This is a genomic window from Belnapia moabensis DSM 16746 (genome assembly GCF_000745835.1).
Classification (GTDB): domain Bacteria; phylum Pseudomonadota; class Alphaproteobacteria; order Acetobacterales; family Acetobacteraceae; genus Belnapia; species Belnapia moabensis.
Genome location: NZ_JQKB01000022.1, coordinates 1 through 19,214, shown reverse-complemented (window position 1 = coordinate 19,214; position 19,214 = coordinate 1). Strand labels below are relative to the sequence as shown.

Here is a 19,214-nt window from a genome sequence, read left to right as displayed (position 1 = left end):
CGTTTCTAGGCTTACGAATGGACCGGAGCTAGAGTGCCGGAAGGGCATGGGGGATCAGGCCATGGCGGTGGAACAGGCGTCGGGTCCAGCGAAGGGCCGCATCCTGGTGCGGAATATCGGGCTCCTGCTGTCGGGCGACCTCGCCAAGCCGGTGCTCGAGGCCGATGCCATCCTGATCGAGGACGGGAAGATCGCGGCCGTGGGCCGGGCCCGGGAACTGGCCGAGCGTGGCGCGGCGGACTCCGTCATCGACGCGCATGGCTGCGCGGTCGCGCCCGGCCTGGTCGACAGCCATGTCCACCCGGTGATCGGCGATTGGACCCCGCGGCAGAACCAGATGGGCTGGGTCGAGAGCAACCTCCACGGCGGCGTCACCACCATGATCTCGGCCGGCGAGGTCCATCTGCCCGGGCGGCCGAAAGACATCGTCGGGCTGAAGTCGCTGGCCATCACCGCCCAGCGCGCCTTCTTCAACGCCCGCCCGGCCGGGGTGAAGGTGCTGGCCGGCGCACCGGTGCTGGAGAAGGGGATGGTGGAGAGCGATTTTGCCGAACTCGCCGCTGCCGGCGTTACCTTGCTGGGCGAGGTCGGCCTCGGCTCGGTGAAGGCGGGCTACGAGGCGCGGGAGATGGTCGCCTGGGCCCGCAAGCACGGCATCCAGAGCACCATCCATACCGGCGGCCCATCCATCCCAGGCAGCGGGCTGATCGACAAGGATACGGTGCTGGAGGCGGATGCCGACATCATCGGCCACATCAATGGCGGCCATACCAGCCTACCGGAGGCGCATGTCTGCGAGCTCTGCGAGCGGAGCAGCCGCGCCATCGAGCTCGTCCATAACGGCAATGAGCGGGTGGCGATCGCCGCGGTGCAGGCGGCGCGTGACCTCGGCCAGCTGCATCGAGTGATCCTCGGCACGGACAGCCCGGCGGGCTCGGGAGTGCAGCCGCTCGGCATCCTGCGGATGATATCGCTGTTGTCCTCCTTGGGCGGCATCAAGGCAGATCAGGCCTTCGCCATGGCGACAGGCAATACCGCGCGGATCCGCAATCTCGATGCCGGGCTGATCGAGGCCGGCCGGGCCGCCGACCTCGTCTTTCTCGACCGGGCGCAGCACACGGCGGGGCGGGACCTCCTGCACAGCGTGGAGCTCGGCGACATCCCCGGCATTGGCGGCGTCATGATCGACGGAGCGATGCGCTGCGGGCGCAGCCGCAACACTCCGCCGGCCGAACGGGTCCCGGAGACGCTCGGGCATTGATTTCCGGCTGGCGCCAGGGTCTCCGCAACGGGGTGGTCTTCGGTGTACTGGCGCTGGGGGCGGTGATCGCCCTCAATGCCGGCGAATTGTCGGGGCTCGGGGCGGTGCTGGCCGATCTGCCGGCGGCGGTCGGCATCTCGGCTGCCGTGCATATCCCGCAGATCCTGCTGACGGCCGCCGCCTGGCGGGCGCTGCTGCCGCCCGCGGCGCGGCCGCCCTTCCTGGTCATGGCGCAGCTCCGCTGGTACCGCGAATCGGCCAACGCGCTGGTGCCGGCCGGGGCGCTGGTCGGCCAGGCGGCCGCGGCGCGGCTTCTCTCGCGGCATGGGGTCTCCAGCCAGATGGCGGGGGCGACAGCGACCGTTGACCTGACGCTCGAGGCGGTGTCGCAGCTCTTCTTCACCCTGGCCGGCGTCGCGCTGCTGCTGGGCGTCGGGGATGGGCCAGGGCTGCTCGGCTTCGCCGCGGCGGGCTTCGGGATCGCGCTGGCTGGGGCAGGGGCCATGGTGCTGTTCCAACGCCGGCTGCCGCTGACGCTGCTGGAGCGCGGCCTCGGGCGACTCGCCCGGCGCTGGCCGGCCATCGATCCCAGCTGGGTGCGGGGGTTGCAGGCGGCGATTCTCGAACTGCATACGGATTGGCCGCGGCTGGCGGCCGCGACCCTATGGCACACCCTGTCCTGGCTGCTCGGGGCGGTCGAGATCGCCGGCGCGCTCTGGCTGCTCGGTCACCCTATCACACTCGCGGATGCGCTGGTGATCGAGAGCCTCGCCCAGGCCCTGCGAAATGTCGGCTTTATGCTGCCGGGGGCGCTGGCGGTGCAGGAGGGGGCGATCATCGGTGCCGCCGCGCTGGTCGGCGTGCCGGCCGCGACGGCCCTCGCCGTGGCCCTGGTAAGGCGAACGCGGGAGGTCTGCCTGTCACTCCCCGGCCTTATCGCTTGGCAGCGGGCGGAAACCGGGTCTATGCGTCCCGTTGAACCGAGGGATGGGTGATGGCGAGCAAGACATCGGGGGTATTCGACCTGCTGCGGCTGGTGCCGCGCGGGGGGCCGGCGATCTGCAACGTCTCCGTCACCAATATGTGCAACGCCACCTGTGACTTCTGCAACTTCGCCCACAACAAGGGCTTCGTGAAGCATCGGAGTTGGCTGGATGCGGAGCGCTTCCCGGCCGCGCTGACCCGGCTGCGCGAGCAGGCGAATGTGCGCTTCGTCACCTTCATGGGCGGCGAGCCGCTGCTGCACCCGAAGATCCTGGACATGGCCCGCGAGGCGACGGCGCAGGGCACGCAGCCTACCCTCGTCACCAATGGCTGGCTGCTGCCGCCCAAGGTGGATGATTTGGCGGCGGCCGGCATCACCACGCTCTTCATCTCCATCGACAGCGAGCATGCGCATCTGCATGAGGAGAATCGTGGGCTGAGGGGCGTCTGCACCCGTATCAAAGAAGCCAATACCCGCCTTGCCGCCAAGGGCGTGACGCCAATCGCCAGCGTCGCCATGACCCGGCTGGTCAAGGACTACGCCGCGCTCGGGCGCTTTCTGAAGGAACTCGGCTTCGCCGCCGTCACCTTCTCCTATCCGCGGAAAGCGGCGCTCGGCTCCTCCTCCCTGGTCTATTCCGAGGATAGCGAGCTGGTCGACATGTCGCAGGCGGAGCTGCTGGCGGCCTTCGACGGGGTGGAGCAGGCTCGTGGCGTGATCCCGGTGCACAATCCGCGCGCCGCCATCGCCGATATGCGCCGCCGCCTCACCGGCCAGGGCGAGCGCTTCATCTGCCATGCCGGCTACAAGTATTTTTACCTGGACTGGAATTACGATCTCTGGCGCTGCGAGGACTGGAAGGAGCCGCTCTCCTCGGTCTGGGACTTCACCCCGGACAAGGTGATGCGCGATGGTTGCCAAGCCTGCACCACCGATTGCTACCGCGACGCCAGCATCATGCTGCACTTCTCGGTCTCCATCGGAGATTCTTTCGCGCGGTTGAAGGAAGGGCGTCCGCTGGCGGCCGTCGCGGCGCTGGCGGACCGGCGCAATCTCGGCTCGCTCGGCGCCGTCATCGGGCATGGCGCGCGGCTGGCCAATCTGGCGGGAAGGGCCTGAGACAATGGGGGCGGTGATCCGGAAGCTCGTGGTTCTGCTGGACGAGACGCGGCGGGAGATGGGGCGCGACCTGCCTCGGCCGATCCGCCGCGCCGTCGCCTGCGCCGTCATCGAGAACCCCTTCGCCGGCCGTTACATGGATGATCTCTCCGAACTGGTCGCCCAGGGCGAGACGCTCGGGGCGCTGCTGGCGGAGCACGCCATCGCCGCACTCGGCATCCCGGGCGAGCAGGTGGAGAGCTTCGGCAAGGCCGCCGTGGTGGGGGAGGCAGGCGAACTCGAACATGCCGCCGCCTTGCTGCACCCGAAGATGGGGGCGCCGGTCCGAGCCGCGCTCGGCAAGGGGCCGGCGCTGATCCCTTCGGCCAAGAAGGCAGGTGGGCCGGGCACCGCGATCGACGTGCCGCTCGGCCACAAGGACGCCGCCTTCGTCCGCAGCCATTTCGACGCCATCGAGGCGCGGGTGCCGGATGCGCCACGGGCGCGGGAAATCCTGCTCTGCCTGGCGCTGACCGGTGGAGGGCGGCCAATGCCGCGCATCGGCGGGCTGACCACGACGGAGATCGTCGGCCAGGACGGGCTGCGCTAAACTCGGCGGAGGATGCCCTCCAGCGCCAGTCGCGTATGAAGTGCAACGATCTCGGCGGGGCCCAGCCGCCCATCCGGCCGGTACCCGGTGCAGACTCCAGTCAGCATGGCCAGCATCGCATAGGCGCTGATCCGCGCATCGCCGAGGCTCAGCAGGCCCGTAGCCGCACCCTCCTCCAACAGGTCAATCAGCCGCGCCTCGTAGTCATGGCGCATGCCGATGATTCGTGCCGCATTGGCCGGATCAAGCGCGCGCAATTCGAAATTGGCGATGTAGACCTCGCGCTTACGCTCCAGATGGTAGAGGACGTGGTGGCCGATGAAGGCCTCGAGCCGGGCCAGCGGCTCCGTACCGGCAGCGGACAGCACCGCATCCGTCTGTTCCAGCAGCGCCGTCATGTGCTCCAGCATCAGGTCGAAGAGCAGGCTCTGCTTGGTTGACATGTGGTTGTAGAGCGAGGCAGGGCTGATCCCGACCGCGGCTGCCAGTTCGCGCAGGTTCATCGCGGCGAAGCCCCGCTCATGGATCAGGCGCAGTGCCGCCTGACGGATAGCGGCTGCCGTGCGTTCGCCATTCGACCCTGTGATGCGTGCCATCTCGTGGACGCCACTCCCTCCCCAGGCGCAAACTGGGCCGCGAAACCTCTTGCGGTCAATCGATAAACGAACATATGTTCGTTTAGCAGCGGGGGATACAACCCCGCCGGGGAGGGACCGATCGTGGCCGCAACTGCGCCTCATCGCCTGCATCATGGCTGAGCCCGGCATGGCGATTCTCGCCGCGGAGGGTGTGACGCTGCGCTTCGGCGGCGTGCGCGCGCTCACCGAGGTCTCCTTCGAGGTGAAAGCCGGCGAGGTCTTCTCGATCATCGGCCCGAACGGTGCCGGCAAGACCTCCATGGTCAACTGCGTCTCCGGCCGCTACCGCCCGACCTCAGGGCGCATCCGCTTCGACGGCGCCGACATCACCCGCCTGCCGACGCGCAAGCGCGCCGCCATCGGCATCGGCCGCACTTTCCAGAACCTGGCGTTGTTCGGCCATATGAGCGTGCTCGACAACATCATGGTCGGCCGCCACCACCTCATGCGGCACGGTTTCCTCACCGGCATGCCTTACTGGCTGGGCGGAGCGCAGCGCGAGGAGATCGCGCACCGATGCGAGGTCGAGGAGATCATCGACTTCCTCGAGATTCAGCATGTGCGGAAGGCGCCGGCCGGCACGCTCTCCTATGGCTTGCGCAAGCGGGTGGAACTGGCCCGCGCTATTGCGCTGCGTCCGAAGCTGATCCTCCTCGACGAGCCGATGGCCGGGATGAACCTCGAGGAGAAGGAGGACATGGCCCGCTACATCCTAGACCTCAACGAGGAATGGGGCATGACCGTGTTGATGATCGAGCACGACATGGGCGTGGTGATGGACATCTCGCACCGCGTCATGGTCCTCGATTTCGGCAGGAAGATCGCCGAGGGATCGCCGCAGGAGGTGCTCGCCGATCCGCATGTCAGGCGCGCCTATCTCGGCGAGGCGGATGAGGTCGTCAGCGAGCCGGAGGAGGCGCTCGCCCCATGAGCGAGGCCGATACCCTGCCGAAGCTGCTCTCCCGTAACGCCGCCGTGGCGGGCCGGGAGGTGGCGATGCGCGAGAAGCATTTCGGCATCTGGCGCAGCTTCACCTGGGCGGAGGTCGAGGCGCGGACGCGGAGCTTCGCCCTCGGCCTGCGCGCACTCGGACTTGGCGCCGGCGATGTGATCGGGCTGATCGGCGACAATCGGCCGGACTGGGTAATGGGCGAAGTCGCCACCCATGCCATCGGCGCCCGCTCGCTCGGTATCTACCGCGATGCACTGGATGACGAGGTCGCCTACCTGCTCGAGCATAGTCGCGCCGCAGCGGTGATCGCCGAAGATGAGGAGCAGGTCGACAAGCTGCTCAACCTCGAAGGCCGGGCGCCTGCGCTGCGCCACATCCTCTACATGGACCCGCGCGGGATGCGGAAGCATGCCGATCCGCGCCTCATGCCGATCGAGGAGCTAGTGCGGCGCGGCGAGGCGGCGCATGCGGCAGATGGCGGCGCCTATGCCGCGCTTGTCGCGGCGACGCGTGGCGAGGAGGTGGCAATCCTCTGCACCACCTCCGGCACCACCGCGCGGCCGAAGCTCGCCATGCTGCAGTCCGGCGCGCTGATCCGCCACTGCGCCTCCTATATCGGCGCCGACCCCAAGGGGCCTGAGGACGAGTACGTTTCCGTGCTGCCGCTGCCGTGGATCATGGAGCAGATCTACGTCCTCGGCTTCGGCCTGCTGGCCCGGATGAAGGTGAACTTCGTCGAGGAGCCCGAGACGATGATGGCCGATTTCCGCGAGATCGGCCCGACTTTCGTCCTCTTCGCGCCGCGCCTCTGGGAGCAGATTGCCGCCGATGTGCGTGCGCGGGTGATGGATGCCTCACCGCTGAAGCGCCGCATGTTCGAACTCGGTATGGAACGCGGCCTGGCTGCGCTGGACCGGGGCCAGCGCTCGACGCTTGCCGACCAGTTGCTCTTTCGGGCGCTACGCGACCGGCTCGGCTTCAGCAACCTACGCTCGGCGGCGACAGGCGGCGCCGCGCTCGGGCCGGACACCTTCCGTTTCTTCCTTGCCATGGGCGTGCCACTGCGCCAGCTCTACGGCCAAACGGAGCTGCTTGGCGCCTACACCATCCACCGGGCGGCGGATGTGAATTTTGACACGGTCGGCGTGCCTTTCGATGAGAGCGTCGAGATACGCATCGACCAGCCAGACCATAACGGCGTCGGCGAGATCGTCACCCGTCACCCCAATATGTTCTGCGGCTATCTCGGTCAGGGCGAGCCGGGCGATGTGCGGGACGGTTGGATGCATACCGGCGATGCCGGATATTTCGACAAGGCGGGCCATCTGGTTGTCATCGATCGCATCAAGGACATCGCGACCACCAGCCGCGGTGACCGCTTCAGCCCTCAGTACATCGAGAACAAGCTGAAATTCAGTCCCTATGTCGCCGAGGCCGTGGTGCTTGGCGATGGACGGCCGCATCTGGCGGCAATGATCTGCATCCGCTTCCCCATCGTCTCCAAATGGGCCGAGCGCAACCGCATCGCCTTCACCACCTACACGGACCTTTCCGCCCGGGAGCAGGTGCTGGAGCTGCTTCGAGGCGAGGTCGCCCGGGTGAACGTCACCCTGCCGGAGCCACAGCGCATCCGCGACTTCGTGCTCCTCTACAAGGAGCTGGATGCGGATGACGACGAATTGACGCGCACCCGCAAGGTCCGCCGCGGCGTCATCAACGAGAAGTATGCCGACATCATCGCCGCTCTTTATGGCGGCGCGCAGGCCATTCCGGTGGACACCACCATCGCCTTCCAGGATGGCACGCGGCAGCGCATCCGCACCACCTTGCGCGTGGTCTCGATGGATGCGCCGGCGCTGGCGCAGGCGGCGGAGTAGAGCGATGGACTGGACGCTGCTGCTGCAACTGACGCTCAACGGCCTCATCGTCGGTGCGCTATACGGCGTCGTTGCGATGAGCTTCGTGCTCATCTACAAGGCGAGCCAGGTGGTGAATTTCGCTCAGGGCGAATTCCTGCTGGTCGGCGCCTGGGTCTGCTGGTGGCTGCTGACGGAATGGCAGATGCCCTTCTGGGCCGGCTTCCTTGTCACCCTCGCCTTTATGACGTTGTTCGGGGTGATCCTGCAGGTGGTGGTGCTGCGGCCATTGATCGGCGAGCCGGTCATCAGCGTCATCATGGCGACGATCGGCCTCGGCATCTTCTTCCAGGCGCTGATGAAGTGGATCTTCGGCGTTTTCGCCAAGCCCTTTCCGCCGATCTTCAGCACGGAGCGGGTGAACCTGCTCGGGCTCGAGGTACAGACGGCCTACCTGATGTCGCTCGGCATTTCCGTGCTCATCATGGCGGGTTTCGCTTGGTTCTTCACTGCCTCGAAGCATGGACTGGCGATGCGGGCGACGGCCTTCGACCAGCAGGTGGCGCAGTCCCTCGGCATCTCCGTGCCGAAGGTCTTCGCCATGTCCTGGGCGATTTCGGCCGTTGTATCGGCCGTCGCCGGTGTGGTGGTGGGGGTGGTGAACGGCGTGTCCTCGGCGCTTTCGGTCTATGGCATCAAGGTCTTCCCTGCGGTGATCCTCGGTGGTCTCGACAGCGTCATCGGCGCGGTGCTTGGCGGGCTGATCGTCGGCGTGCTGGAGAACTGGGCGCAGTATCTCGACGCCGGTTGGCTGAACTGGGGCAACATGGTCACCATCGCGCCCTTCTACGCCCTCATCGTCATCCTGCTGATCAAGCCCTATGGGCTATTCGGCACCAAGAATATCGAGCGCGTCTGATGGATCTCGCTCCCGCCGGGGAATACCGCAGCAGCTATCGGGAAGACATGACGATCTTCCCGACGCGGAACAGCCGTCGCGCCGTGCTGCTCGGCTTGATCCTCGCTTGCGGGCTGCCGTTCCTGCTTGGCCGATACGAGCTTGGCTTGCTGATCAACATCGGCACGCTCGGCATAGCGGCGCTCGGCCTCAACATCCTGGTCGGCTTCACCGGCCAGATCAGCATCGGCCATGCGGCCTTTTTCGGCTTCGGCGCCTTCGCCTCCGCCTGGCTGCATGAGCGCTGGCACATCCCGGTCGCCCTCTGCATCCCCATCGCTGGGGCGATGACGGCGGTTGTCGGCCTTGTCTTCGGCGCGCCGGCAGGGAGGTTGAAAGGGCTCTACCTCGCCATAGCGACCTTGGCCGCACAGTTCATCCTCGAGGACTTCTTCGCGCGTGCCCAATGGTTCACCGGCGGCGTCGCGGGACGCATCACCGAGCCTTTCGCGCTCGGCAGCTGGGTAGCGGATCGTGAAGAAAGCTATTTCTACGTCGTCCTGGCCTATGTGGTGGTGATGTATCTCGGTGCCGCCAACCTGATCCGAACACGGGATGGCAGAGCGCTGGTCGCCGTGCGTGACCACTACCTGAGCGCCGAGGTTATGGGCATCAATCTCGCCTATTACCGTACGCTTTCCTTCGGCATCGCTTCCTTCTATGCCGGCATCGGCGGCGCGCTCTATGCGCATTATCTACTCTTCGTCAGCGTCGAGGCCTTCAACATCCTCTTTTCCATCCAATTCCTGGGCATGGTCATCATCGGCGGCCTGGGCAGTGTGATGGGAAGTTTGATGGGTGCGGCCTTCATGGTGCTACTGCCGGAGGTGGTGCAAGCGGGGGCGGATTTGCTGTCGGGTAGCGCGATCGACCGTGCGCTGAAGCTCGGCGCCTCGATCTCGTTCCTACGTGAAATGGCGGTCGGTGCCGCGATCATCCTCTTCCTGATCTTCGAGCCGGACGGCCTCGCGCGTCGCTGGCGGCTGATCAAATCCTACTGGAAGCTCTACCCGTATTCGCATTGATGGGGAGGATAAGAATGACAACGAGAACAACGATCCTTAGCTTGGCCGCTGCCATGGCGCTCACCCTGCCGGCGGCGGCTCAGCCGATCCCGGTCGGGCATCTGATGGATCTTTCCGGTGCCACCAGCGATGTCGGTACGCCCTTCGCGCAGGGCGTCAACGATACCTGGGCCTGGATCAACCGCACGCGCAACGGAGTTGCCGGACGCCAAGTGAACGCGCTTGCCTTCGACTATGGCTATCAGGCACCGCGAGCCGTTAGCCAATACCAGGCTTGGAGCCGCGATCGTGTCGTCGCCATCAATGGTTGGGGCACGGCGGATACGGAGGCATTGGTCCGGTTCGTCACGCGCGACCGCGTTCCTTACGTCTCCGGTTCCTATTCGGCGGCACTCACCGATGCCGGCGGCAGGTCCGGCCGGCAGGGTGTCGAGCCGGCGCCCTACAACTTCTTCTACGGCCCATCCTATTCCGACTCCTTGCGCGCGATGCTGATCTGGGCTGCGGAAGATTGGAAGGGAAGGGGCGGGCAAGGGAAGCCGAAATACGTCCATATGGGTGGCAACCATCCCTATCCGAACTCGCCCAAGGCAGCTGGCGAGGCATTGGCTGCGGAGCTCGGCTTTGATGTGCTGCCGGCGATCGTCTTCGCGCTTACGCCGGGTGACTATACCGCGCAGTGCCTGACGCTGAAGCAGCAGGGCGCCAACTACGCGTATCTGGGCAATACCGCCGGCTCCAATATCTCGGTCCTGCGCGCATGCCAGGCGGCCGGGGTGAATGTGCAGTTTCTCGGCAATGTCTGGGGCATGGACGAGAATGCCATGAAGGCGGCCGGCACGGCGGCGAATGGTGTCGTGTTCCCGGTGCGCACGGCTGCAGTCTGGGGGCAGCCTGCCCCGGGCATGACGAATGCGCAGGCGATCAGCCGTATCTCGGATCAAGGCGGCACGGCCTATCGCCCGGTGCATTACCTCGCTGGCATCTGCAGCGCGATGCTGCTTGCCGAGGCGATGGACACTGCCGCAGCGAATGGTGGCCAAGTGACGGGCGAGCGCATCCGCGACAGTTTCTACGCCCGACAGAATTGGGTGCCAAACGGCTTCGATGGCGTTTGTGCGCCGTCCAATTTTACGCCGGCCGATCATCGCGGGCAGCTCACAGTCGCGCTGTACCGGGCCCGCGTCACGGGCGACACCAGCCAAGGCAGTGTCGGTGACCTCATACAGAGCGGTGTGATGCGGCTGGAGTCGGTGAAGACGGTGACGCTGGACCGTCGCGCTGACTGGCTTGGCTGGTAGCAACCATGGAGGCCGCGCCACTTCTCGAGGTGAACAACATCGAGGTCGTTTACAACGACGTCATCCTCGTGCTGCGCGGCCTCTCGTTGAAGGTGCCGCAGGGCCAGATCGTAGCTCTGCTCGGAGCCAACGGCGCCGGCAAGTCGACGACGCTTAAGGCGATATCCGGCCTGCTCAAGACCGAGGAGGGCGAAGTCACCCGCGGCGAGATTCGCTTCGCCTGCGAGCGGATCGACGGCATCGACCCGCACATGATCGTGCGGCGTGGCATCTTCCAGGTGATGGAAGGACGCCGCATCGTCGCCGACATGACCTGCCTCGAAAACCTGCGTCTCGGTGCCTTCACCCGCACCGACAATGAGGTGAAGTCGGACATCGATCGCGTCTATGGCTATTTTCCGCGGCTACGTGAGCGCACTGGCCTGGCCGGATACCTCTCGGGCGGCGAGCAGCAGATGCTCGCCATCGGCCGCGCGCTGATGGCACGGCCAAAGCTGATCCTGATGGACGAGCCGTCGATGGGCCTCTCGCCGTTGCTCGTGAAGGAGGTCTTCGCCATCATTCGCCGGCTGAACGAGGAACTCGGCATCACTATCCTGCTGGTCGAGCAGAATGCGAGAATGGCACTCTCTATCGCCAGCTATGCCTATGTGATGGAACAAGGCAAGGTTGTGCTCGACGGTACAGCCGAGGCGCTGGCGGACAATGAGGATGTGAAGGAATTCTACCTCGGCGGCCATGGCGCCGAGCGAAAGAGCTTCAAGAACCTCAAGAGCTACAAGCGGAGGAAGCGGTGGCTCTAGCAGACTATTTCGACACGCTTGAAATCCGTAGCGCGGATGCTCGTCAGGCGGCGCAATCGCGAGCGTTGGCAGAGCAGGTTGCTCATGCGCGTGCTCATGCGCCACACTACGCTGGATTGCCGGATGGGCCGCTCGCTACGCTGCCGGTGACGCGTAAGTCCGACCTTCTCACACAACAAGCAATGAATCCGCCTTTTGGAGGAGTGGTAGCGGCATCCTTCGGACAACTCGCACGGATCTTCGCCTCGCCCGGGCCAATCTACGAACCGGAGGTCGCGGTGCCGGACTACTGGCGTTACGCACGCGCCTTGCATGCGACCGGCTTGCGCAGTGGTGAGCTGTTGCACAACTGCTTCGCCTATCATTTCACGCCAGCGGGCAGCATGCTGGAAGGTGGCGCACGGGCGCTCGGTTGCCCGGTCTTTCCCGCAGGCACCGGTAACACCGAGTTGCAGGCGCAAGCGGCGGCACAGCTTCGCCCGCGCTGCTACAGCGGAACACCCGAGTATCTTAAAGCCATCCTCGAAAGAGGTGGTGAGCTCGGCCTCGATCTCTCTTCGTTGAAGCTTGGCCATGTCACCGGTGGCGCCTATTTGCCGACCCTGCGCGACTGGTATGCGGAGCGCGGCCTGACGGTTCTGCAGAGCTACGGTACCGCCGACCTCGGCCTCATCGCCTATGAGAGCCCGGCGCGCGAGGGGCTGATTCTCGATGAGGGCATCATCCTCGAAATCGTGCGCCCCGGCACGGGCGATCCCGTCCCGGACGGCGAAGTGGGTGAGGTGGTCGTCACCACGCTCAATCCGCACCACCCGCTGATCCGCTTTGCAACTGGCGACCTTTCCGCAATCCTGCCTGGGCAATCGCCTTGCGGCCGTACCAATCGGCGTATCCGCGGCTGGATGGGCCGCGCCGATCAGGCAGCCAAGATACGCGGCATGTTCGTGCGGCCCGAGCAGGTGGCGGCAGTACTTCGGGCGGTACCGGGGGTGGCCAGGGCGCGGCTGATCGTCTCGTTGCATGCTGACCGTGACACCATGCTGCTCCGCGCCGAGGCGCCGGCCGAAGCTGCGGACGCCTTGGCCAAGGCTTTGCAAGCCGTGACCAAGTTGCGTGGCTTGGTTGAGTGTGTCCAGCCCGGGATATTGCCGAACGATGGCAAGGTGATCGACGATACGCGTCCGGTGCCAACCTGATGTTGCTGCAGGGCGACAGCTACGAGGCTATCCGAAGCGCCTTTCGCTGGCATGTGCCGGAGCATTTCAACATCGGCACAGCTTGCTGCGACCGTTGGGCGGATGGCAGCGGGCGCCTGGCGCTTCTGCACATCCGGCCTGAGGGCGGCAGGGACCGCATCAGCTTCGACACGTTGAAGGCCGAGAGCAACCGCCTCGCCAATACGCTCGTCGCGCATGGCATTCGGTCTGGGGACCGCGTTGCAGTGTTGCTGCCGCAGGTGCCGGAAGCAGCGATCGCGCATCTTGCCATCTACAAGCTCGGCGGAATTGCCGTGCCGCTGTTTCAGCTTTTCCAGGAGCAGGCGTTGGAGTACCGGCTGCGCGATTGCGAAGCTGTGGCGATGATCACGGATACGGTCGGGCTGGCGAAATTGCCGGGCCTCGCCCTTCCGGCGTTGCGCCTGATCCTGAGCACGGATGGAGTAGGGGAGGGAGCCCTCGATCTGCGGCTGGAGATGGCACGGGCGAGCGATTCCTTCACGCCCCATGAGACGGTGGCGGACGATCCGGCGGTCATCATCTACACCTCGGGCACCACCGGTGCCCCGAAAGGTGCACTGCATGCGCATCGCGTACTGCTCGGTCATCTGCCCGGGGTGGAGATGCCGCAAGATCTCTTCCCGCAACCGGGTGACCTGTTCTGGACGCCAGCGGATTGGGCCTGGATCGGCGGCCTGTTCGACGTGCTGTTGCCGAGTCTCTACCACGGCGTGCCGGTGCTCGCGCATCGCATGGCGAAGTTCGACCCGGAATTCGCCTTCCATCTAATGGCGGAGAATGATGTCCGGAATGTCTTCCTCCCGCCCACTGCTTTGAAGATGTTGCGCCTAGTGCCCAACCCATCGCGGTTTGGCGCACGTCCGCGCAGCATCGGCAGTGGCGGTGAGACGCTCGGTGGCGAGTTGCTGGATTGGGCCCGCGGCACCTTCGGGTGCACGATCAACGAGTTCTATGGCCAAACCGAGTGCAACCTCGTCATCTCGTCCTGTGCCGCGTTGATGCCAGCGCGGCCAGGCTGGATGGGGCGGGCGGTGCCAGGACATGAGGTTGCCGTGCTGGATGTCGCAGGGCACGTGTTGCCGCCCGGCCAGCAGGGCACCATCGCCATCCGCCGCCCCGATCCAGTGATGTTCCTTGGCTACTGGAACAAGCCCGAGGCGACTGCGGCCAAGTTCATGGGCGATTGGTTGCTGACCGGCGATCAAGGTGAGCAGGACGAGGAGGGCTGGTTTCGCTTCCTCGGCCGCGATGACGATGTCATCACCTCCGCTGGTTACCGCATCGGCCCAGGCGAGATCGAGGACTGTCTCACTGCGCATCCCGCCGTCGCCATGGCTGCCGTTATTGGCCTACCCGATCCACTGCGTACCGAGGCCGTTACCGCGGTCGTCGTCCCGGCGCCAGGCATCACGGCGGATGGCGCGCTGGCCCGTGCCTTGCAGGACCATGTCAAGACGCGACTCGCCGCGCATGTTTACCCACGTGTGCTGCACTTCACCGATGCGCTGCCGCTCACCGCAACCGGCAAGGTGATGCGTGGCGAGCTGCGGCGCCGCTATACCAGGGGAGAGGGCTGATGCCCGGCAATGTCACCATCCCGAGTCTCGACCATGGACTCGGTGAGGAGATCAATGCGTTGCAGGACAGCGTGCGCGGCTTCGCCGAAAGCCGCATCGCGCCGCTCGCGGCCGAGATCGACCGCACCGATGATTTCCCACGCCATCTTTGGCCGGAGATGGGCGCGCTCGGCTTGCATGGCATCACCGTAGACGACGAGCATGGCGGCGCCAATATGGGCTATCTTGCCCATTGCGTGGCGATGGAGGAAGTGAGCCGGGCCAGTGCGTCGGTCGGGTTGTCTTACGGCGCGCACTCCAATCTCTGTGTCAATCAGATCGCCCGCAACGGGAATGCGGAGCAGAAGCGTCGCTACCTGCCGAAGCTCATCAGCGGCGAACATCTTGGCGCGCTGGCGATGAGCGAGCCAGGCGCCGGCTCGGATGTGGTCTCGATGCGCTTGCGCGCCGACAAGCGCGGCGACCGCTACATCCTCAATGGTACCAAGCTCTGGATCACCAATGCGCATTATGCCGAGACGTTGGTGGTCTACGCCAAGACCGATCCGGAAGCCGGACCGCGCGGCATTACAGCCTTCCTGCTTGAAAAAGGATTCAAGGGTTTCCGTCCGGCCCAGAAGCTCGACAAGCTCGGCATGCGCGGCTCGCCGACATCGGAGCTGGTCTTCGAAGACTGCGAGGTGCCTGAGGAAAATGTCCTCGGTCGAGTGAACGAGGGCGTAAGGGTGCTCATGTCCGGGCTCGATTACGAGCGTGCCGTGCTTGCAGCGGGGCCACTCGGCATCATGCAGGCAGCCCTCGACATCGTGGTGCCCTATATCCACGAACGCAAGCAGTTCGGGCAGCCGATTGGCGAGTTCCAGCTCATCCAGGGCAAGGTCGCCGACATGTACACGGCGCTGAATGCCTGCCGTGCCTATGTCTATGCGGTGGCACGGTCCTGCGATCGTGGCCAGACTACGCGCAAGGACGCAGCCGGCGCCATCCTCTTCGCCGCTGAAGCTGCGACGCGCATCGCCCTCGATGCCATCCAGATCCTCGGCGGCATGGGCTATATCAACGAGACGCCGACCGGGCGGCTACTGCGGGACGCCAAGCTCTACGAGATCGGCGCCGGCACCAGCGAGATCCGCCGCATGCTGATCGGCCGTGAACTCTTCCGCGAGACGGCATGAGCGTCCTCACCTCCGCCATCGATACCCGCGGCACGGAGTTCCGCGCCAATGCCGAGGCGATGCAGGCGCTGCTCGCGGAACTCGCCGGCCACACCGCACAGGCCGCTCTCGGCGGGCCGGAGGCGGCGCGGCAGCGCCACATGTCTCGTGGCAAGCTGCTGCCACGCGAGCGCGTCGAGCGACTGCTCGATCCGGGCGCGCCCTTCCTTGAACTCTCGCCGCTGGCGGCACATGGTATGTATGGTGGCGAGGTTCCGGCCGGCGGCATCCTCACCGGCATCGGCCGCGTCGCCGGGCAGGAATGCGTCATCGTCGCCAATGATGCGACGGTGAAGGGCGGCAGCTACTACCCGATCACGGTGAAGAAGCATCTCCGCGCGCAGGAGATCGCGCTACAGAATCGCCTGCCTTGTCTTTACCTCGTTGACAGCGGCGGCGCCAACCTGCCGAACCAAGATGAGATCTTCCCTGACCGCGAGCATTTCGGCCGCATCTTCTACAACCAGGCCAATATGTCGGCGCAGGGCATTCCGCAGGTGGCGGTGGTGATGGGCAGCTGCACCGCCGGCGGCGCCTATGTTCCGGCGATGTGCGACGAGGCGATCATCGTCAAGGAGCAGGGCACCATCTTCCTCGGTGGCCCGCCGCTGGTGAAGGCGGCGACGGGCGAGATCGTCAGTGCCGAGGATCTCGGCGGCGCCGACGTCCATACCCGCCTCTCCGGCGTCGCCGACCATTTCGCGCTGGACGACATGCATGCGCTCGGCCTCGCGCGGCGGATCGTCGGGCGGCTGAACCGCTGGAAATCCAGCAGTCTCGGCCTTTCCGCGCCCGTGCCACCGCGTTACGACCCGGCAGAGCTGCACGGCATCGTCCCGCAGGACGTGCGCCAGCCTTATGACGTGCGGGAGGTAATCGCCCGCATCGTTGACGGTTCGGAGCTCGACGAGTTCAAGGCGCGTTATGGCGCGACGCTGGTTTGCGGCTTCGCTCGCATCTGGGGCCATCCGGTCGGCATCCTCGCCAATAACGGCATCCTCTTCTCGGAATCGGCGCAGAAGGGCGCGCATTTCGTCGAGTTGTGCAGCCAGCGCGGTATTCCGCTGCTCTTTCTTCAGAACATCGCCGGATTCATGGTCGGACGGAAATACGAAACGGGTGGCATTGCCAAGGACGGCGCCAAGCTCGTCACCGCCGTCGCCACCACCTCCGTGCCGAAATTCACCGTGCTGATAGGCGGCAGCTTCGGCGCCGGCAATTACGGAATGTGCGGCCGGGCCTATTCGCCGCGCCTGCTCTTCACCTGGCCGAACAGCCGCATCAGCGTCATGGGCGGCGAACAGGCGGCGAGCGTTCTTGCCACCCTTCGTCGCGACAATATCGAGGCGAAAGGCGGTAGCTGGCCCGTCGAGGAAGAAGCTGCCTTCAAGGCGCCGATCCGCGCCCAGTACGAAGCGCAGGGCTCGCCCTACTACGCCACCGCGCGGCTCTGGGACGACGGCATCATCGACCCGGCCCTGACGCGCGACGTCCTCGGCCTCGGCCTGTCCGCCGCCTGCAATGCGCCGATCGGGGAGACGCGCTTCGGCGTGTTCCGCATGTGATCAAGACCCTTCTCATCGCCAATCGCGGCGAGATCGCTTGCCGCATCGTCCGCACCGCGCGCCGTATGGGCATTCGCAGCATCGCCGTCTTCTCCGAGGCCGATGCCAAGGCGCAGCACGTCCTGATGGCCGATGCCGCATGGCCCATCGGCGGCCCCCGCGCCGCGGAAAGCTACCTTCGCATCGACCGCATCCTCGCCGCAGCGAAGGAGAGCGGTGCGGAGGCGATCCATCCCGGCTATGGCTTCCTTTCCGAGAATGCCGATTTCGCCGAAGCCTGCGCTGCCGCCGGCATCGCCTTTGTCGGCCCGCCACCCGCCGCCATCCGCGCCATGGGCAGCAAGGCGGAGTCGAAGCGGCTGATGGAGGCGGCCGGCGTCCCCATCGTCCCTGGCTATCACGGGGAGGCGCAAGAGGAAGCACGTCTGGCCGCCGAGGCCGCGCGCATCGGCTTCCCCGTGCTGATCAAGGCGAGCGCAGGCGGCGGTGGCAAGGGCATGCGCCCGGTCCTTCGCGCCGAAGACTTCGCGGCGGAGCTTGCCGGCGCCCGGCGCGAGGCCAAGGCCGCCTTCGGCGATGACCGCGTGCTGCTCGAGCGCTACCTGCAGAAGCCGCGCCACGTCGAGGTGCAGGTCTTCGCCGACAGCCAGGGAAATACCATCCACCTTCACACCCGCGACTGCTCCGTGCAGCGCCGCCACCAGAAGGTGCTGGAGGAGGCGCCGGCGCCCGACCTGCCGGAGGCTCTGCGCACCCGCCTGCACGAGGCCGCCATCGCCGCGGCGCGGGCGGTTGGCTATGTCTCTGCCGGCACGGTGGAGTTCATCGTCGAAGGCGACGACGCCTTTTTCATGGAGATGAACACCCGCCTCCAGGTCGAGCATCCGGTGACGGAGATGGTCACCGGCCTCGACCTGGTCGAATGGCAGCTCCGCAGTGCCGCCGGGGAGCCGCTGCCGTCGCGCGAGCCGCCAGCGCCCCGCGGCCACAGCGTCGAGGTGCGGCTCTATGCGGAGGATCCGGCACAGGATTTCCGCCCCTCCACAGGTCCGCTCCGCCGATTCCGCCTGCCGGAGCCAGCCTCCGACCTGCGGATCGAGAGCGGCGTCGTCGAAGGCGATGCCATCACTCCCCACTACGACCCGATGATCGCCAAGCTTGTCGCCTGGGGGCCAGATCGGCGTGCGGCGCTCGCCCGCCTATCCGCCGCCCTCGCGGAATGCCGCATCGCCGGCATCGTCAGCAATCTCGGCTTTCTCTCCCGCCTCGCCTCGCATCCCGCCATGCTGGCGGCCGAGCTCGATACCGGTTTTGCGGGGCGCCACGCCACCGCCCTGCAGCCGCCGCCCGGCCCGGCGCCACGCCTGGCCCTCGCCGCTGCCGCGCTCGATTCCCTGCTGCCGCCTGCCGGCATGCCGCAGGACCCCTGGGACCGGCGGGATGGCTGGCGCCTACACGGCGCCGGGTCCCGCCTTCTGCTGCTGGATGATCAGGCATCCGTCCATCGCCTCCGCCTTACACTGGCGGGGGCAGGATGGAAGGGTGACCTTTCGCTCGCCGGCCGGCGCCTGCCGGATGGTGCCTTGCAGGTTGTGCTCGACGGCACGGCCCATCGCGTCTCCACCCTGCGCGACGGCGATGCAGTGCAGGTGATGCTGCCCGGAGGCGATTGGACGCTCCGCCAGCTCGACCCCTACGCTCCACCGGGCGGTGAGGCTGCCGGCGCCGGCCGGCTCTCCGCTCCGATCCCCGGCCGCGTCGTGCAGGTGCTCGTGCAGTCCGGCGAGGCCGTCACCCGCGGCCAGGTTCTCGCCGTGCTGGAGGCGATGAAGACCGAACTCCGCATCACCGCCCCGGCCGATGGCATCGTCGCCCATATCGGCTGCGCCCCCGGCGACAGCGTGGAGGAGGGGGCGGAACTCGTCACCCTGGCCGCCGCCGATTGACCTTAGCCGGGGATGGGTTTCTCCTAGTGCACTGACCCAGACGGAGGATTCACAGCGGGCCGCTGCGGTGGAATTCTCCGGCTATGGCCCAGACCGTCAGTGTCATCGTTGGATCGGCCGACCGCACCCGCCTGAGTGCGATCATCGGCGACCGGAACCGCCCGCTCAAGCATACGCAGCGGGCCAC

The 19,214-nt window shown here is 66.2% G+C and carries 16 protein-coding genes; 15 read left to right on the top strand and 1 reads right to left on the bottom strand.

The window, feature by feature from the left end; all coding sequences use genetic code 11:
- The first annotated feature begins 61 nt into the window (after positions 1-61).
- The 4 genes from EP26_RS15335 to EP26_RS15320 are packed head-to-tail and all read left to right on the top strand — an operon-like array spanning position 62 to position 3,954.
- Positions 62-1,261 carry an amidohydrolase family protein gene (locus EP26_RS15335; protein WP_043339759.1) on the top strand — a complete coding sequence of 400 codons (1,200 nt, stop codon included), beginning with the start codon at positions 62-64 and terminating at the stop codon, positions 1,259-1,261.
- Complete coding sequence (locus tag EP26_RS15330; protein ID WP_052389229.1) at positions 1,258-2,256, top strand: lysylphosphatidylglycerol synthase domain-containing protein; 999 nt, start codon at positions 1,258-1,260, stop codon at positions 2,254-2,256. The genes EP26_RS15335 and EP26_RS15330 overlap by 4 nt, the downstream gene beginning before the upstream one ends.
- Positions 2,256-3,365, top strand: coding sequence for a radical SAM protein (locus tag EP26_RS15325; RefSeq protein ID WP_052389228.1), 1,110 nt, complete (start codon positions 2,256-2,258; stop codon positions 3,363-3,365). Before EP26_RS15330 ends, EP26_RS15325 begins: the two co-directional genes overlap by 1 nt.
- Positions 3,366-3,378: 13 nt before the next feature.
- Positions 3,379-3,954 carry an amino acid synthesis family protein gene (locus tag EP26_RS15320; protein ID WP_456303879.1) on the top strand — a complete coding sequence of 192 codons (576 nt, stop codon included), beginning with the start codon at positions 3,379-3,381 and terminating at the stop codon, positions 3,952-3,954.
- On the opposite strand, the gene EP26_RS15315 is transcribed toward EP26_RS15320, so the two are convergent.
- Complete coding sequence (locus EP26_RS15315; RefSeq protein ID WP_043339691.1) at positions 3,951-4,550, bottom strand: TetR/AcrR family transcriptional regulator; 600 nt, start codon at positions 4,548-4,550, stop codon at positions 3,951-3,953. The two genes, EP26_RS15320 and EP26_RS15315, sit on opposite strands and share 4 nt — an antisense overlap.
- Before the next feature lie 169 nt (positions 4,551-4,719).
- Between EP26_RS15315 and EP26_RS15310 the strand changes: the two genes are divergently transcribed.
- From EP26_RS15310 to EP26_RS15260, 11 genes are read left to right on the top strand one after another with little or no spacing between them, the layout of a single operon-like run.
- The gene (locus EP26_RS15310) at positions 4,720-5,523 is read left to right on the top strand and encodes an ABC transporter ATP-binding protein (protein ID WP_043339689.1); all 804 of its coding nucleotides are present in this window, start codon (positions 4,720-4,722) and stop codon (positions 5,521-5,523) included.
- Positions 5,520-7,421, top strand: a complete 1,902-nt coding sequence (locus tag EP26_RS15305; RefSeq protein ID WP_043339688.1) for a long-chain fatty acid--CoA ligase — start codon at positions 5,520-5,522, stop codon at positions 7,419-7,421. Before EP26_RS15310 ends, EP26_RS15305 begins: the two co-directional genes overlap by 4 nt.
- 4 nt (positions 7,422-7,425) lie before the next feature.
- Complete coding sequence (locus EP26_RS15300) at positions 7,426-8,319, top strand: branched-chain amino acid ABC transporter permease (RefSeq protein ID WP_043339686.1); 894 nt, start codon at positions 7,426-7,428, stop codon at positions 8,317-8,319.
- Entirely contained in the window at positions 8,208-9,383 is a 1,176-nt protein-coding gene (locus tag EP26_RS15295; protein WP_456303878.1) for a branched-chain amino acid ABC transporter permease, read from the top strand. The genes EP26_RS15300 and EP26_RS15295 overlap by 112 nt, the downstream gene beginning before the upstream one ends.
- Positions 9,384-9,436: 53 nt before the next feature.
- A complete protein-coding gene (locus tag EP26_RS15290; RefSeq protein WP_245624414.1) occupies positions 9,437-10,684 on the top strand; it encodes an ABC transporter substrate-binding protein in 1,248 nt (415 codons plus the stop codon).
- Between the two features lie 5 nt (positions 10,685-10,689).
- The gene (locus EP26_RS15285) at positions 10,690-11,487 is read left to right on the top strand and encodes an ABC transporter ATP-binding protein (RefSeq protein WP_052389226.1); all 798 of its coding nucleotides are present in this window, start codon (positions 10,690-10,692) and stop codon (positions 11,485-11,487) included.
- Complete coding sequence (locus EP26_RS15280) at positions 11,478-12,683, top strand: phenylacetate--CoA ligase family protein (RefSeq protein ID WP_043339680.1); 1,206 nt, start codon at positions 11,478-11,480, stop codon at positions 12,681-12,683. The genes EP26_RS15285 and EP26_RS15280 overlap by 10 nt, the downstream gene beginning before the upstream one ends.
- Positions 12,683-14,302, top strand: coding sequence for an acyl-CoA synthetase (locus tag EP26_RS15275; RefSeq protein WP_043339678.1), 1,620 nt, complete (start codon positions 12,683-12,685; stop codon positions 14,300-14,302). Before EP26_RS15280 ends, EP26_RS15275 begins: the two co-directional genes overlap by 1 nt.
- Positions 14,302-15,477, top strand: coding sequence for an isovaleryl-CoA dehydrogenase (locus tag EP26_RS15270; RefSeq protein WP_084112574.1), 1,176 nt, complete (start codon positions 14,302-14,304; stop codon positions 15,475-15,477). The genes EP26_RS15275 and EP26_RS15270 overlap by 1 nt, the downstream gene beginning before the upstream one ends.
- Complete coding sequence (locus tag EP26_RS15265) at positions 15,474-17,081, top strand: carboxyl transferase domain-containing protein (protein ID WP_043339676.1); 1,608 nt, start codon at positions 15,474-15,476, stop codon at positions 17,079-17,081. The genes EP26_RS15270 and EP26_RS15265 overlap by 4 nt, the downstream gene beginning before the upstream one ends.
- On the top strand, positions 17,078-19,027 hold the full coding sequence (locus EP26_RS15260; RefSeq protein ID WP_043339675.1) for an acetyl/propionyl/methylcrotonyl-CoA carboxylase subunit alpha: 1,950 nt from the start codon (positions 17,078-17,080) through the stop codon (positions 19,025-19,027). The genes EP26_RS15265 and EP26_RS15260 overlap by 4 nt, the downstream gene beginning before the upstream one ends.
- Positions 19,028-19,214 lie beyond the last annotated feature (187 nt).